General features: G+C 28.1%; 13 protein-coding genes. 2 read left to right on the top strand and 11 right to left on the bottom strand.

Annotated elements, in window-relative coordinates; genetic code table 11:
- Positions 1–4 precede the first annotated feature (4 nt).
- The 6 genes from spoVAC to deoC form a co-directional block, all read right to left on the bottom strand.
- Entirely contained in the window at positions 5–472 is a 468-nt protein-coding gene (gene spoVAC, locus AC4FQV_RS00890; protein WP_491139530.1) for a stage V sporulation protein AC, read from the bottom strand.
- A gap of 135 nt (positions 473–607) precedes the next feature.
- On the bottom strand, positions 608–1,363 hold the full coding sequence (gene sigF, locus AC4FQV_RS00885) for an RNA polymerase sporulation sigma factor SigF (protein ID WP_491139345.1): 756 nt from the start codon (positions 1,361–1,363) through the stop codon (positions 608–610).
- A gap of 18 nt (positions 1,364–1,381) precedes the next feature.
- On the bottom strand, positions 1,382–1,804 hold the full coding sequence (gene spoIIAB / locus AC4FQV_RS00880) for an anti-sigma F factor (RefSeq protein ID WP_491139346.1): 423 nt from the start codon (positions 1,802–1,804) through the stop codon (positions 1,382–1,384).
- A gap of 13 nt (positions 1,805–1,817) precedes the next feature.
- A complete protein-coding gene (spoIIAA, locus tag AC4FQV_RS00875) occupies positions 1,818–2,153 on the bottom strand; it encodes an anti-sigma F factor antagonist (protein ID WP_491139347.1) in 336 nt (111 codons plus the stop codon).
- 154 nt (positions 2,154–2,307) lie between these two features.
- The gene (locus AC4FQV_RS00870; RefSeq protein ID WP_491163840.1) at positions 2,308–4,590 is read right to left on the bottom strand and encodes an AAA family ATPase; all 2,283 of its coding nucleotides are present in this window, start codon (positions 4,588–4,590) and stop codon (positions 2,308–2,310) included.
- A gap of 180 nt (positions 4,591–4,770) precedes the next feature.
- Positions 4,771–5,445 (bottom strand): deoxyribose-phosphate aldolase, encoded by a 675-nt coding sequence (deoC, locus tag AC4FQV_RS00865; protein WP_491139349.1) that lies wholly within the window; start codon positions 5,443–5,445, stop codon positions 4,771–4,773.
- A gap of 257 nt (positions 5,446–5,702) precedes the next feature.
- Here deoC and AC4FQV_RS00860 point away from each other — a divergent pair, with 257 nt between their 5' ends.
- Positions 5,703–6,110 carry a hypothetical protein gene (locus AC4FQV_RS00860; RefSeq protein WP_491139350.1) on the top strand — a complete coding sequence of 136 codons (408 nt, stop codon included), beginning with the start codon at positions 5,703–5,705 and terminating at the stop codon, positions 6,108–6,110.
- A 33-nt stretch (positions 6,111–6,143) separates the two neighbouring features.
- Here the strand turns inward: AC4FQV_RS00860 and AC4FQV_RS00855 are convergent, their stop codons facing one another.
- On the bottom strand, positions 6,144–8,693 hold the full coding sequence (locus tag AC4FQV_RS00855) for a calcium-translocating P-type ATPase, PMCA-type (protein WP_491163835.1): 2,550 nt from the start codon (positions 8,691–8,693) through the stop codon (positions 6,144–6,146).
- Positions 8,694–8,937: 244 nt separating this feature from the next.
- Between AC4FQV_RS00855 and AC4FQV_RS00850 the strand changes: the two genes are divergently transcribed.
- Positions 8,938–10,587, top strand: a complete 1,650-nt coding sequence (locus AC4FQV_RS00850) for a putative manganese-dependent inorganic diphosphatase (RefSeq protein WP_491139352.1) — start codon at positions 8,938–8,940, stop codon at positions 10,585–10,587.
- A gap of 38 nt (positions 10,588–10,625) precedes the next feature.
- Here the strand turns inward: AC4FQV_RS00850 and AC4FQV_RS00845 are convergent, their stop codons facing one another.
- From AC4FQV_RS00845 to gadC, 4 genes are all read right to left on the bottom strand, one after another.
- Positions 10,626–11,267, bottom strand: coding sequence for an HAD-IB family hydrolase (locus AC4FQV_RS00845; protein WP_491139353.1), 642 nt, complete (start codon positions 11,265–11,267; stop codon positions 10,626–10,628).
- Positions 11,268–11,351: 84 nt separating this feature from the next.
- Positions 11,352–11,729, bottom strand: a complete 378-nt coding sequence (locus tag AC4FQV_RS00840; protein ID WP_491139354.1) for a DUF1292 domain-containing protein — start codon at positions 11,727–11,729, stop codon at positions 11,352–11,354.
- 183 nt (positions 11,730–11,912) lie between these two features.
- Entirely contained in the window at positions 11,913–13,307 is a 1,395-nt protein-coding gene (gad, locus tag AC4FQV_RS00835; RefSeq protein WP_491139355.1) for a glutamate decarboxylase, read from the bottom strand.
- Between the two features lie 448 nt (positions 13,308–13,755).
- A complete protein-coding gene (gene gadC, locus AC4FQV_RS00830; RefSeq protein WP_491139356.1) occupies positions 13,756–15,183 on the bottom strand; it encodes a glutamate/gamma-aminobutyrate antiporter in 1,428 nt (475 codons plus the stop codon).
- Positions 15,184–15,528: the final 345 nt, after the last annotated feature.

Here is a 15,528-nt window from a genome sequence, read left to right as displayed (position 1 = left end):
TTATTTACCTCACTACTCCAAAATGCAATAAAAAATAATAAATAATTCCAACTATAACAGATGTTCCAGTTCCATAGACTAAAACAGGTCCTGCAATAGTAAACATCTTTGCTCCAACACCCATAACAAACCCTTCTTTTTTAAATTCTATAGCTGGTGATACTATTGCATTTGCAAACCCAGTTATAGGTACAATAGTTCCAGCTCCAGCCTTAGCAGCTATTTTATCATATAGACCAAGTCCTGTTAAAAGAGCTCCTAAAAAAATCATAGTCATAGGAGTTAAGGTACTTACCTGTTCTTCACTAAAGCCATAATATAAAAAACTATTTCTAATAAATTGTCCAACAACACAAATTATTCCACCTACTATAAAAGCCATAATACAATTTCTTAAAAGCTTAGGTTTTGGTCTTATTTCTTCTTCAAGCTTCTTAAATTTACTTTGTATTTTCTTGTCATTTTTATAAATAGCCATATTAATCATCCTTTTCTACTTGAATATATCTATATTATTTGTTCTTATGCTTAATCTATACAAAAAAATAAGTCTTATTTCATATGATTAAACACACAAAATAAGACTTCTTAAAAATTTCATTTATAATCAATCCTCTTCTAATTTTTCCTTCATAATTTTAAGTACCTTTTTCTCTATTCTAGAAACCTGTACTTGACTTATTCCAAGCATCTTAGCAACCTGAATTTGAGTTTTATCTTTAAAATATCTAAGCATTATAATTTGCTTTCCTTTTGAATCTAAAGAACTTATGGCTTCTTTTAAAGCTATTTTATTTACCATGTCCTCATCTTCACCTTTTTCACTAAGCTTATCAATCAACAAAACAGGAGTCCCCTCATCATGGTGAATAGTATCATATAAATATTGCATACTATTTGCAGATTCTAAAGCAACTATGACTTCTTCCTTGTCAACCCCTGAATATTCTGCTAATTCTTCTAAGGTAGGGTCTCTATTTAATTTTTTTATTAATTCCTCCTTGTTGTAATGTAGTTTTTTTGCTAAGGTTTTAGTGCTTCTACTAACCTTTATAATTCCATCATCTCTTAAAAATCTTTTTATTTCTCCTATAATCATAGGTACTGCATAAGTTGAAAATTTAACATTAAAATCATCATTAAAATTATTTATGGCCTTAACCAAACCCATTGAGCCAATTTGAAATATATCTTCATAATCATATCCTCTATTTATAAATCTTTTGCATATAGAAGAAACTAAAGGAGTGTTAACCTCTATTAATTTATTCATTGCTTCCTTATTTCCTTCTTTAGCCATAATTATAAGAGTTGTATTTTTATCATAATTAAAGTTATCTTTCTCAATACTACTTATATCCATAGACTTATTATCACCTGCCTATGTATTTAATTTTTTCTTCATTATTATTTTAGTACCCTTACCCTTTTCACTATAAACTTCTAAAGAATCCATAAATGTTTCCATAACAGTAAATCCCATGCCTGACCTTTCTAACTCTGGCTTAGATGTATATAAGGGTTCTCTTGCTTCTTCTAAATTCTCTATTCCTATTCCATTATCTTCAATAGATATTATTATTTCCTCTTCACAAATAATAGACTCTATAATAACTACCTTACTTTCATCTCCCTCATACCCATGAATGATAGCATTAGTTACAGCCTCTGAAACAGCAGTTTTTATATCAGTTAGCTCCTCAATAGTTGGATCTAATTGAGCTATAAAAGCAGATACACTAACTCTTGCAAAGCCTTCATTTTCAGATTTAGCCAAAAACTCTAATCTCATTTTATTATCCATATTTAACCCTCCATTAACTCGCCTTTAGAGCTTCATCCAAATTTTCGTAATACTTTATTATCTTAAATATTCCAGATAATTCAAAAACTCTCTTTATACTTTTACTTACTGATATTATGTTAACTTCTCCTGAATGCATAGTTATCTTTTTATATCTTCCAATAATAACACCAATACCTGAACTATCCATAAAAGTTACTCCTGAAAAATCTAGTATAAGTTTTTTTATATTCTCTCTACTTATCCTATCATCAATTTTAACTCTAACTTCCTCTGCACTATGATGGTCTAATTCTCCAATTAGACTAACAACCAAAACATTACCAATCTTTTCAAAATCTAACCACATAACCTACTCTCCTTAGAGTTACACCTCCTATATAGCTTCTTTTCCATATTTTAACATATTTTAATTATTTATGTCAAATAATACTAAATTAAATTAAGCCTAAGAATTAAATTTCTTAGGCCTAAATTATTGATTTCATTCATGAAGGTATTAGTTATTTTTTTAAAACTTTAAACTTTTTAAATTCCTCTCTTACTGAATCTTCTATATTTTTAAAATCCATATCTCTTTCTAATAAAAGAGTATATAAAGCATCTTCTATATCTTTCATCAGATATATTTTAAACTCTCCTTTTTCTATAGCTTCTTCTACTTCTCCCTTTAAAATAATTTCATCTTTATTACTTTCAGGTATTAAAACCCCTTTTCCTTTATAAGTATCTATTCTCTTACAAACATTAAAAAATCCCTCTATCTTTTCATTTACTCCACCTATTGGTTGCACTTGACCAAATTGATTTAAGGAACCAGTAACTGCTATGCTTTGGTCTACAGGTATTTTGCTTAAAGAAGAAATCATAGCAACAACTTCTGCAACAGAGGCACTATCCCCTTCAATTTGCCCATATAACTGCTCAAAGCTAAGTTGAAAATCAACTGGCAATCCTTGATAAGAATTAATAAAACTGCTTAAAAATCCTCTTAAAATACTTAAAGATTTATTATGAATTTTTCCACTTAAATCACTTTCTCTTTGTGCATCCATAATTCTTCCAACGCCTCTGCAACAAGTACAAGTTATTCTAATTGGTTTACCAAAGCTCATATAACCAAAATCTATAACTGATAAACCATTTACGCTTCCAATTATTCTATCTTTAACATTTAAAAGTATTTTATTTTCTTCATACATATCTAAATATTCTTTTTCAAACTCATTTTCTTCATTTAAAACAAGCTCTATGATATCTTTATCTATTAAATCCTTAAAAGTATTTTTAGCTTTTTCATTTGCTAGAAATAATATCTTTTCTATTTCATCAACATCCCAAAGTATTTTTTTCCTTTTTCCTGCTTTTCTTGCTAGTTGCTTTCCTATAGCATTTATACCCGAATTATCTATTTTCAACAAATCATTTTTATCTATTACTTTTTCAATTAAATTAACTAAGGACTGATTATTTTTATTTATATCTATTAAATTTGAAAACTCAGCTCTTATTTTAAATATTTTCTTAAAATCCTCATCATTATTATATAAAATATCAAAGCTCTCAAAATCACCTATTAAAATAACAGTAACCTTAATAGGAATAGGCTCTGGGTTTAATCCATTTAAAGATAATACTTCTAAATATCCTCTATTAAAATCATAATTTATCTTTCCATGAAGTAAAGCTCTTCTTAAATAGTAATAACTATTTCCATTATTAATTAAAGAGCCTAGTCTAAGAATAATACATCCTTCATTTGCCTCAAGTAAAGAACCTGATTTTATTAATCTTACATCTGTTGAATAAACTCCATTATGATTTTCATATTCTATACTTCCTAAAAGATTATTTAAACTTGGGTCCTCTTCAAAAATGACCTTAGGTGCTTCTTGTCCTTTGCTATTTTTTATTATATTACATAAGTATTTTGAAACAATTTCATTTATTCTTTCTTCATCATCCTCAAAATTTATTGTGTAATTTTCTATTAAATTCTCCTTTAAATTATCACAAACATTTAAAAGATAATTTAAAGCATCCTTTTCATTTTTAAAAATGTCTTTTACCTTTTCTTTAATTGAAATAGATTCCTTTTCTAAATAATTTAATAAAATCTTTTTAAGCTTTTCTATTGAATCTAATTCTATAGTTTTTAATTCTTCTAATACATCCTCTGCCTCTAACTTTAATTTATCAGCTTTTCCTGAAATATTTCCTTTTTTTATTTCTTCTAAATCATCAAATTCTTCCTCTGTCATAGCTTCTCCTTCAACTAAAGGAATAAAGGCAAAACCTGAGGAAGTTGCCTTTAAATCAAAACCTTCTTCCTTTGCACGTTTTATTAAATCTCCAATGTATTCATTTCTCTTTTTTTGTATTTCACTTAAAATATCTTCCTTTTCCTTATTTATTGATGAATTATAAAAGGCATATATATTGTCATAGTAAAAATTTTTTACTTCTTCTAAACATTCTTCTAATTTCTCTCCCATGCCAGTTGATAAAAATATAATCTTAGGATTTCTAATATCTTCTAGAGTAACATAACAAATATCCTTTGGACTTTTTCTTTGTTTCATTTTTTCTTCTATATGAAGAACTATATCCTCTAATTTTTTTTTAGAAAATTCATCAATTAAATAAACATTGAATCCCTCTTTATTTATACTTAAGGCTTCATCAATTTTCTTAAATACTCCTTCATATTCTTTTCCATAAGGCCCTTTTTTAAGAGTAAAATCTTCATTATAAATTACTTCTTTTGGAGCTAACTCTCTTTTCATAAAAATCCACTCATAAAACTAATATAGTTTTAATAGAGCAACCTCCTCTTTATAAGTACTTTATTATATTAATATTCTCTAACTTTTAAATTAGCCATAAATTTTAATTTTTTATCTAGTTTTTTCTTCGACAAAAAAGCCTATAGAAAAATTCTATAGGCTTTTTTAAGTAAATATTTATTAATATGTTGAATTAGATTCTTTTCCTTCACATATAGCTATAGAAGCTGATGCTCCTATTCTATTTGCACCATTTTTTATTACAGCTTCAGCATCTTCTAAAGTTCTTACTCCACCTGATGCTTTAACACCCATTTCTTCTCCTACTGTTTCTCTCATAAGCTTAATATCCTCAGGAGTAGCACCACCTGTTGAAAATCCTGTAGAAGTTTTAACAAAATCAGCTCCTGCTTTCTTAGCTAACTCACAAGCTTTAACTTTTTCTTCATCAGTTAAAAGACAAGTTTCTATTATAACCTTTGTAAGCGCTTTCTTTCCTGCCGCATCTACAACAGCTTTTATATCCTTTTCTACATAGTCATAATCTTTATCTTTTAATCTTCCAATGTTTATAACCATGTCAACTTCTTCTGCACCTTTTTCTATAGCGTCTTTAGTTTCAAAAGCCTTAACTTCCATAGTGTTTGCTCCTAAAGGGAAACCTATTACTGTACAAACTTTTACATCGCTTCCTTTTAAAAGGTTAGCAGCTAATTCTACATTAGTAGGATTTATACAAACTGAAGCAAAATTATATTCTAAAGCTTCCTTGCAAAGCTTTTCTATTGACTCTTTAGTTGCTTCTGGTTTTAAAATAGTATGGTCTATCATTTTTGCTAATTGTTTTTTATCCATAATACTTCCTCCTAAGATAACATTTTCATTTCATATTTTATTATAGAATATAACTTTTAATAAGTCCATAATTTAAATCTTTACATTTTGTTCTTTAAATAGCATTTATGTATGTCTAATTCTTATTCTATGGCTTTTGCAAGCATATCAAAGTATTTTAATATATTAAATATTATGTTATAATACTATCTATCATATAATATGTATTTATAGTAATAATAAATGTAAATTCGTAAACTTAAAGGAGTTATATAATTATGGGTTTCAAAGAAAAACTATCTAAATATTACACTGATTCTTATCTTGAAAAATACGGCGATAGAATGGCTCAATTTCAAGGAAGCGTAATTTCTGAAAAAATCGAAGAAAAAACTATTCTTTGGATATTCCACAAATTAGTTGTTACTTTAATAGTTAAACCTGAAAGAAGCAGACAAATAATAAAATGCGTCTATAGAAAGAATCGTTGGTTTAAAAAACCTACTTTTATAAGTGTAAAAAAAGGGAATAATGTTATAGTACAAGGACTTAAATCAAACAAAGAAAATGAAAAGGAATATATAATTTTAAATAACGTTCTTAACCTAACTACTAAGCAAGACTTAGTTCCAGTTGATCATTCTCAACTTAAAAAGGCAAGACAACAACAATTTAAGCAAAGATAAAAAGCTGTATTTTAAATACAGCTTTTTTTATTTTTATCTTTTAACCTTTATAAATAAATATAAGCTATTTACAAAGAATATTATAGTTGAGAAGAATAGAACTATTAACCAATGATTAAGTCCTAAAACTGTAGTGTGGAATATCGCACTAAAGAATGGAATGTATATTATAGCAAGTAACATAATTATAGAAATAGCAACTGCCCCTACTAAATACATATTAGTAAATAATTTTATTTCAAAAATAGAATGTCTCTCTGACCTACATTCAAAAACATGTAATAATTGAGACATAACTAATGTTGCTAAAGCCATAGTTCTGCAAGTGTCTAAATCCATTCCATAAAGTCCACCAATAATAAAACTTAATAAGGTACATATTCCAATTAAACATCCTCTTACTAATATTTTTTCAGTAAGTCCTCTTGCAAATATTCCTTCTCTTTTGCTTCTAGGCTGTTGATTCATTATATCCTTATCAGCAGGATCTACTCCTAAAGCTATAGCAGGAAGACCATCTGTAGCTAAATTTACAAATAAAATTTGTATAGGTAGCATAGGCGTTGGAAGATAAAATATTGTTGCTAAAAACATAGTTAAAACTTCTCCTAAATTACAAGATAATAAATATCTTATAAATTTTCTTATGTTATCATATATTATTCTTCCTTCCTCTACAGCAGATACTATAGTCTCAAAATTATCATCCATTAAAATCATAGAAGAGGCTTCCTTTGTAACATCAGTTCCTGAAATCCCCATAGCTACCCCAATATCTGCTTCTTTTATAGCAGGAGCGTCATTTACTCCATCTCCTGTCATAGCAACTATATTTCCATTTTGCTTAAAAGCCTTAACTATTCTAAGTTTATGATTAGGAGTAACTCTTGCAAATATTCTAAGTTTACTTACCTTTCTTTTTAATTCCTTATCATCTAATTTATCTAATTCTTCCCCTGTTATTATTTGGTCCTGTGATTTTGCAATATTTAAGTCTTTGCCTATGGCAAAAGCTGTATTTTTATGGTCTCCTGTTATCATTATAGGTGTTATTCCTGCTAATCTACATTTTATAACAGAATCCTTAACTTCAGGTCTTGGTGGGTCTATTATTCCTGCAATTCCTAAAAATATAAGTTCATTTTCAAGACTTTCATCCTTTACTATATTATCTATTTTATATGCTCCTCCAATACACCTTAAAGCTCTATTACTCATATTTTCAACTATATTTAATATCTGTTGTTTCTTTTGAGAAGTTAATAGTTTTACTCTTCCTTCTTCATGTATATATCTACACCTATTTATAAGCTTTTCCGGTGCACCTTTTACATAACAAATCTCTCTTCCACTCTCTTTAACTATAACAGACATCATTTTTCTACTAGAATCAAAAGGTATGTCAAAGGTTCTTTTTATATTGCCTACTGTATTTTTCAAATAATCAACATCTTTAAAATATGCCTTTATTAAAGCTGTTTCTGTAGGGTCTCCATTTAAAACCTCTTCTATTTTTTTCTTTGAAAAATCATAGTTACAATCATTACAATAAACAAAGGCTTTCATTAAATTTAATGATTTAGGAAAAGGGTCTATATCTATCCTTGAATGCTTTCCGTCAACAAAAATTTCTTTTACAGTCATTTTATTTTGAGTTAAAGTTCCTGTCTTATCACTACATATAACAGATGTACAACCTAAAGTTTCAACAGCTGGCAACTTCTTAACTAAAGCATTTCTCTTTAACATTCTAGAAACTCCAAGTGCTAAAGAAACTGTTACTATGGCAGCTAATCCCTCCGGTATAGCAGCTACAGCTAAACTAACTCCTAATAAAAACATTTCTGTTAAATCATTTCCTCTTATAATGCCTAAAACTGTAACTAATGCACATATAGCTAAACATAAAACTAAAAGAATTTTGCCAAGACCATCTAATCTTTCTTTAAGAGGAGATTTTTCTTCTTCTATATCCTGTAACATATCTGCTATAGAACCCATCTTTGTACTCATTCCTATAGCTGTTACTCTAAATTTTCCTTTTCCCTTTAAAACTTTAGTTCCCATATAAATTAAAGAAGATTCCTTTGAACTTGTAGTCTTATTAACTCCAACAGATTCTCCTGTTAATAGAGATTCATCAATCATTAAATTAGTGCATTCAAAAATTTCTCCGTCTGCAGGAACTCTATCTCCTGCTTCTAATATTACAACATCACCAATGGTTAATTCATTAGCATTAATCACCTTAATATTTCCATCTCTTAAAACCTTACATGTAGGTGCTGCTAAGGATTTTAGTGCATCTAGGGATTTTTCAGTTTTAAATTCTTGCACAAAACCTAAAATTCCATTTATAACAACAATTACAAATATAGTAATAGCATCTGCTACATCTCCCATAAGGCCTGAAATAATAGTAGCTCCAATTAATACCCATATTATAAAATCGTTAAATTGTTGTAATAATATCTTTATAGCAGATACTTTTTTCTTTTCTGTTATTTCATTTAATCCAAACTTCTCTAGTCGTTCTTTAGCTTCTTTAGTTGTAAGCCCTCTAAAGAGATCCTTTTCTACCATAACTTTTTGCTCCTCCTTCTCTCCCTAGCAATCTATTGTAATATATGTTTAAAAAGCTTTATTTTAGAACTAGAAATTTTCTTATGTAACACAAGAAAAGAAGAGCACAAAGCAAATTTTCTTTAATAGAAAATTATATTAAACTATGATAAAATGAGTGTTGATAAACTTTACTTTTAATAGTTTAGGAATTAAAATATATTCATGAATTAAAAAATTTAAAACAATGAAGGAGGCAACCTAAATGAAGGATGTAATATACATTACAGGACATAAAAATCCTGATTCAGATTCAATATGTGCAGCTTTAGCATATGCTGAATTTAAAAATAAAACTCAAGATACACCAGCTATTCCTGTTAGATTAGGAAAAGTTAGCCAAGAAACTCAATACATACTTGATTATTTTGGTGTTGAAGCACCTCAATTTTTAGAGACTGTTAAGTTAAAGGTTGAAGATTTAGAAATGGATAAAATAGCTCCTTTAGCTCCTGAAGTTTCTTTAAAAATGGCTTGGAACATAATGAGAGATAAAAACTTAAAATCAATTCCTGTTGCAGATGGAAATAATCATTTATTAGGAATGTTATCTACATCTAACATAACTGCAACTTACATGGATGTTTGGGATAGCAATATTTTAGCAAAGAGCAAAACTTCTTTAGATAATATATTAGATACTTTATCAGCTAAAGCTGAAAATATAGCTGAAGGAATAAAAGTATTTCCAGGAAAAGTTGTAGTTGCTGCTATGCAAGCAGATTCTTTAAAAGAATTTATAAAAGAAGGAGACATAGCTATAGCTGGAGATAGAGCTGAAATACAAGCTGAATTAATAGAACTTAATGTTTCTTTACTAATAGTTACAGGTGGACATACACCTACTAAAGAAATTATAGATTTAGCTAAAGAAAATAACATAACTGTTATTACAACTCCTCATGATTCTTTCACAGCATCAAGATTAATAGTTCAAAGTTTACCAGTAGATTATGTTATGACTAAAGATAATATAGTATCTATATCAACTGATGAACTAGTTGAAGATGCAAAGGTAACAATGAGCGAAACTAGATATAGTAATTATCCTGTAATAGATGAAAACAATAAAGTTGTTGGTTCAATTGCAAGATTCCACTTAATATCTACTCATAAGAAAAAAGTTATTCAAGTAGACCACAATGAAAGAGGTCAATCAGTAAATGGTTTAGAAGATGCGGAAGTTTTAGAAATCATAGACCATCATAGAGTTGCTGATATACAAACTGGTAACCCTATATACTTTAGAAATGAACCTTTAGGAAGTACTTCAACAATTGTTGCTAAAAGATTCTTTGAAAATGGAATAAGACCTTCAAGAGAAGCTGCTGGTCTTTTATGTGGTGCTATAATTTCAGATACATTATTATTTAAATCACCAACTTGCACTCCACAAGACATTAAGATTTGCAGAAAATTAGCAGAAATAGCTAATATAGTTCCTGAAACTTTTGCAAAAGAAATGTTTAAAGCTGGAACTTCTTTAAAAGGAAAATCTATTGAAGAAATATTTAATGCAGACTTTAAACCTTTCACAATTGAAGGTGTTAAAATAGGTGTTGCTCAAGTTAACACTATGGATATAGAAGGATTTATGCCTTTAAAAGATAAAATGTTAGAATATATGAATCAAAAAGCTGATTCTATGGACCTAGAAATGATTATGTTATTACTTACTGATATCATAAATGAAGGTTCTCAAATATTAGTTGCAGGAAGAAGTCCTGAAATAGCTGAAGAAGCCTTTAAGGTTACTTTAGAAGATTCAACTTGCTTCTTACCTGGAGTTTTATCTAGAAAGAAACAAGTTGTACCACCACTAACTCAAATAATCACAACAAGAGTTGGTAAGTAATTTAATAAAAAAGCAATCTCTATTTGAGATTGCTTTTTTTAAGTCCAATTTAACACTTCAAATTCTGGATTACTTTTTTTATAGTTTATTAAATATCCTTTTCCTGCTAAATCTAAAAGGGGCTTGTCAGATAAAGAATCAGAAAACATATAAGAATTTTTATAATCCACCTTTATATTGTTTTCCTTTAAATAAGCTTTAAGTCTTTTAACCTTTTCCTCTCCTTTGCAGTTTTCTCCTATCATTTTTCTTTTGAATTTTCCATTTTCAAAAGCAAATCTAGTTCCTATAATTAAATCTACTTCTTTTATATTATAAAGTTCATTTAAATAAAATTCTGGTGATGCAGATATTAAATAAACCTTATAACCTTCTCCTTTTAACTTTTTTATCATGGAAATTGCATCATTATAAAGTATTTTGCTTAAAACTTCATCATAATATTTTCTCACAAAAACCTTTAAATCTTCTTCACTCATTCCATCTAAAAATTTTAAGAAAGATTCTTTTACTTTTTTCTCATCATAAAACTTCAACCCATACATAAGTCCTGAAAAAGCAGCTCTTGGTAAGTATATTAAATTCTTCTTATGCTCCTTTATGGAAAACTTAAATAACTGAAGCAAAGTTTCTTTGCTTGTTATGGTAAAGTCAACATCAAATATAGCTAATTTCTCCACCTTATCCACCACATTTCTAAACAAATTTATAAAAAATATTATAAACTAAAAAAAAGATGATGTAAAACACATCATCTTTTTTTATTATTCAGCCATGTTTTCTTCGTAGAATTTAACAACCTCATCAAACTCTTCTTCTGAAGGAAGAATTAATTCTCCTTCTTCACCTTGAGATTTGAATAGGTACACTGATTCATCAGGATGTTGTACTAAAACGTACTCTTCATCTTTATATTCAAAGGCATCAATAACATCACAAGTTATTGTATTTCCTTCTTCATCTTCTAAATCTACAACGAAATGCTCTACATGTTCGTCTCCACATCCACATCCTTCATGATGTCCATGATGATCGTGTCCATGACCGTGTCCGCTGCATCCGCATCCTTCATGCTTTTCTTCTTTTTCGCTTCCGCAACCGCAGCTGCCTCCACAACATTTGTTTAATTCTTTATCTGACATAATCTTTCCTCCCTTGTGGAAAATTTACTTTATATTAATTGTAACCTTAAATACAAAATAATAAAAGTCTTTTATTTTTAATTCTTTATTATATTCTTAACACAATATAATAATATAATCAATATATATTAAATATTTAAAACAAAAAAATTCCTAAGGAAAACCTTAGGAATTTTTTTATTTTTAATGAGTAAATCCTTGAACGCCTTTTTTAGTTTCTTTATTTAAAACTCTTGCATTATTTAAATCTTTTATAGCAGCGTTGAAATCTCTTATATATAGTTCTGCTAAGTTGTGGCTTAAATCAGCACGACATACTATTCTTTGAATTATTGTATCTTGTAAGTTAGCAGGTAATGGATAAGCAGGAACTTGCCATCCTTTCATTAATAATCTATCTGCTAAGTCATATAAAGTCCATTCAACATTAGCATCATCTTTTAATTTATAGCAAACTATTGGTAAATTCTCACCATTGTTATAAATTTTAAATAATCCTGTTTTTTCAATTTCAGAAGCTAAATACATAGCAACATCTTTTGTTCTTTGATGTATTTCTCTAAATCCTTCAAAACCATATCTTAAGAAGTTGTAGTATTGACCTATTATTTGGCTTGCAGATCTTGAGAAGTTTATTGCCATAGTTGGAATTTTTCCACCTAAATAACTTACATCAAATACTAATTCTTGAGGTAAATATTCTTTATCTCTCCATAATACCCAACCAATACCTGGGTAAACTAATCCATATTTATGACCTGAAGCACTTATTGATACAACATTTTTAAGTTTGAAATCCCATTCTAGTTTAGGTTCTATAAATGGTGCAAATAAACCACCAGAAGCTGCATCTATATGCATAGGTACTGATAATTTAGCTGTTTTATTATATTCTTCTAATTTCTTATCTAAGGCTTTAATATCATCATATTTTCCTGTATAAGTTATACCTAGTATTCCTACAACCCCTATAGTATAATCATCAATATAATCTAAAACCTTATCTACATTCATGCTCATATGTTCTTCATCCATTGGAACTAATCTCATTTCTATATCCCAATAAACACAGAATTTTTCCCAACATACTTGATACCCTGAAGAAATTACTAAGTTTGGTTTTTTAGATGTAACATCCATACCTAAAGCCTTAGCTCTATTTCTCCATCTAAATTTCATAGCCATACCACCTAGCATACATGCTTCTGAAGAACCTACTGTTGAAGTTCCCATAAAGCTTTCATCTTCTGGTGCATGCCATAAATCAGCTAAAATGTTTACACAACGATTCTCTAAATCTGTAGTTTGTGGATATTCTGATTTATCTATAGCATTTTTTTCTAAAGTTTCTGACATTAAGGCTACTGCTTCATCTTCCATGTAAGTTTGACAGAAAGTACACAAGTTTTGACGAGCATTTCCTTCATCTAATAAGTCGTCCTTAATTAATCTATATGCAACTTGTGGTGGGATAGGATTTTTAGCTAATTCATATTTAGGGATAGATTCATTACTTTCCATAGTACCAAATATTGGTGTGTCAAATTTGCTTCCTAATTGATTTTTTCCAAAAAGCATTTTAATACCTCCTAATTTAGCCAAAAACCACTCTTAAGTTCTTTTATAAAAAAATTTAAGAGTAATTTTTAGTTATATAAATTTTTATTTATATTGCCTAAATGACTCTCTCATCAAGCTATATATATAATACACCTTTTAAAGATAATAATTAAATTCTCAATTCAGTTACATTTTATTAATACTTTATTGTTTTTTTATAAATATGTATCTTTCTTCATATTTCTCCTTTTTTCTTTAAATTACTCCATTTTTCTCTTTAAAGCATTAAAGAGTAAATTTTATTAGAGATTTATTAAATCCTAGTGGTTTCTTTTAGCTATTTAATTAAAATAACTGTTATTATTTCATAATCTAAATAAATTAATCCATAACTAGAAATATATTCTTTAAAAGTTTTAAAAGATAAAATTAAGGTAACCAATAAAAATATTGGTTACCTTAATTTTTATCCTACTTGTTTATCCCATTTTTTATGTAAAGCATATATTACAAATGGAATTAATACAGTTATTACAAAACTTACAGATAATATTGTTAGATATTCTGATATACTTTTTCCTGTTAATTGAGAAGGTGGTACAAATGATATTACTAAAGCAAATACTGATACTAAGAAACCAACTATTGCAACTATCATTTTAAATGTTTTTCCACCAGGAACATGATAAGCACGTTTTAAATCTTCATGTTTTAATATTAAAATAATATATCCTATAAAGAATAATAAATATCCAACTAAGTATATAACTACTGTTAATGAAATTGCAGTAAGGAATGAAACATTGTTTCCTCCACCACCGAAAGTTAAAACAGCTGCCCATATAGTAACTACTACTCCTTGTACTAAAACTAATGGTACAGGTACTTCATGTTTATTAACTTCTGTTAATTTTTTTGGTAATAACCCTTTTTTTGCAGCAGCATACATACCTTCAGAAGGACCTACAACCCAAGAACTTACTTCTGCCATAACTCCTAAAGCAAGTAATAGTGCTACAATTCTTGTTATCCAATCAAAACCTTCTCCAAAATTTACAACTACTAATTGATGGAATGCTTGTACAACACCTGCACTTAAGTTTAATTGTTGTTCTGGAATAACAGCTGCAACAGTTAATCCACCTACAGTATTAAGAATTATAGCTAATGCTACAAGAATAAACATAGCTAAAGGATAGTTTTTATTAGCATTTTCTAATTTATTAACATGAGATGCAGATGCTTCAACTCCCATATATGCTAATATAAATGAAACAAAGACAACTAAAGTATTTACTTTAGTGAAATCAGGCATAAGATCATGTGCACTTAAAGCAACATGAATTGGATTACCTTTTACTATGTAAATTATACCTAGTGCAAATAATATTATAGCAGGAACAACAACACCAAAAACAAATCCTGCTTTTGCTATTTTTGCTGTATTTTTAGTTCCTCCAAATTGAGAAAAAGTTAATACCCAAAATATAACTAATACACCTATAAATTTTATTAAGGGATTACTATTTAATGCTGGCCAATTAAAGACATATGATAAAGCTCCTAATATAAAATAAATCATTGTAACAAATCCAACTGTTATTTGGAACCATTGAAAGAATATTGCTGCAAAGCCCCATCTTTCCCCTAAGGTATTTCCAACCCAAGAAAAGATACCTCCTTCTTCCCAGCCATCTACTGTTGCCATCTCTGCTGCACATAGAGCAACTGGTAAAAACCATAAAAGTCCACCTACTATTAAGAAAAATACTAAATGAAATCCTGATGTTGCAAAGGTAGGATACTCATAGACTGTCATTACCATAGATGCTGTCATAGCAAAGAATCCAAATAAAGTTAATGTTTTTCCACTTGCACCTGACTTACTTGGCATAACAAACGCCTCCTTTAAATTTTTAATTTTAAATTTAGAAGTTTAACTCTTTAATCAACAACTATTATCTAAGACAAAAATTTAAACTTTAATAAATTCTTCTCTTGAATAATAGCTACTAACTATATTAAATAATAACCTTTGTTAACAATTTATTCAAAACTTCCTTTCTTCAATTTTTATCTGTTATATGTTAAAACTTAGTAAAATCCCATTTTTACTCTTTATTACTTCAATTTTCTTTATTTTTCTTTTATTTTAAATTAATATAATTTTATTAACATTTTTATTAATATTTTATCAATAAAAATTTAAAATAAATATTAAAATACTACAAATTTATAT

It is taken from the genome of Clostridium sp. TJA038, from assembly GCF_058310255.1.
This window is presented reverse-complemented; position numbering and strand designations above follow the sequence as displayed.

Bases quoted from the DNA above. Each gene is read 5' to 3' on its own strand.
- sigF (WP_491139345.1), bottom strand. From the start codon at position 1,363: ATGGATATAAGTAGTATTGAGAAAGATAACTTTAATTATGATAAAAAT.
- spoIIAB (WP_491139346.1), bottom strand. From the start codon at position 1,804: ATGGATAATAAAATGAGATTAGAGTTTTTGGCTAAATCTGAAAATGAA.
- spoIIAA (WP_491139347.1), bottom strand. From the start codon at position 2,153: ATGTGGTTAGATTTTGAAAAGATTGGTAATGTTTTGGTTGTTAGTCTA.
- AC4FQV_RS00870 (WP_491163840.1), bottom strand. From the start codon at position 4,590: ATGAAAAGAGAGTTAGCTCCAAAAGAAGTAATTTATAATGAAGATTTT.
- deoC (WP_491139349.1), bottom strand. From the start codon at position 5,445: ATGGATAAAAAACAATTAGCAAAAATGATAGACCATACTATTTTAAAA.
- AC4FQV_RS00860 (WP_491139350.1), top strand. From the start codon at position 5,703: ATGGGTTTCAAAGAAAAACTATCTAAATATTACACTGATTCTTATCTT.
- AC4FQV_RS00855 (WP_491163835.1), bottom strand. From the start codon at position 8,693: ATGGTAGAAAAGGATCTCTTTAGAGGGCTTACAACTAAAGAAGCTAAA.
- AC4FQV_RS00850 (WP_491139352.1), top strand. From the start codon at position 8,938: ATGAAGGATGTAATATACATTACAGGACATAAAAATCCTGATTCAGAT.
- AC4FQV_RS00840 (WP_491139354.1), bottom strand. From the start codon at position 11,729: ATGTCAGATAAAGAATTAAACAAATGTTGTGGAGGCAGCTGCGGTTGC.
- gad (WP_491139355.1), bottom strand. From the start codon at position 13,307: ATGCTTTTTGGAAAAAATCAATTAGGAAGCAAATTTGACACACCAATA.
- gadC (WP_491139356.1), bottom strand. From the start codon at position 15,183: ATGCCAAGTAAGTCAGGTGCAAGTGGAAAAACATTAACTTTATTTGGA.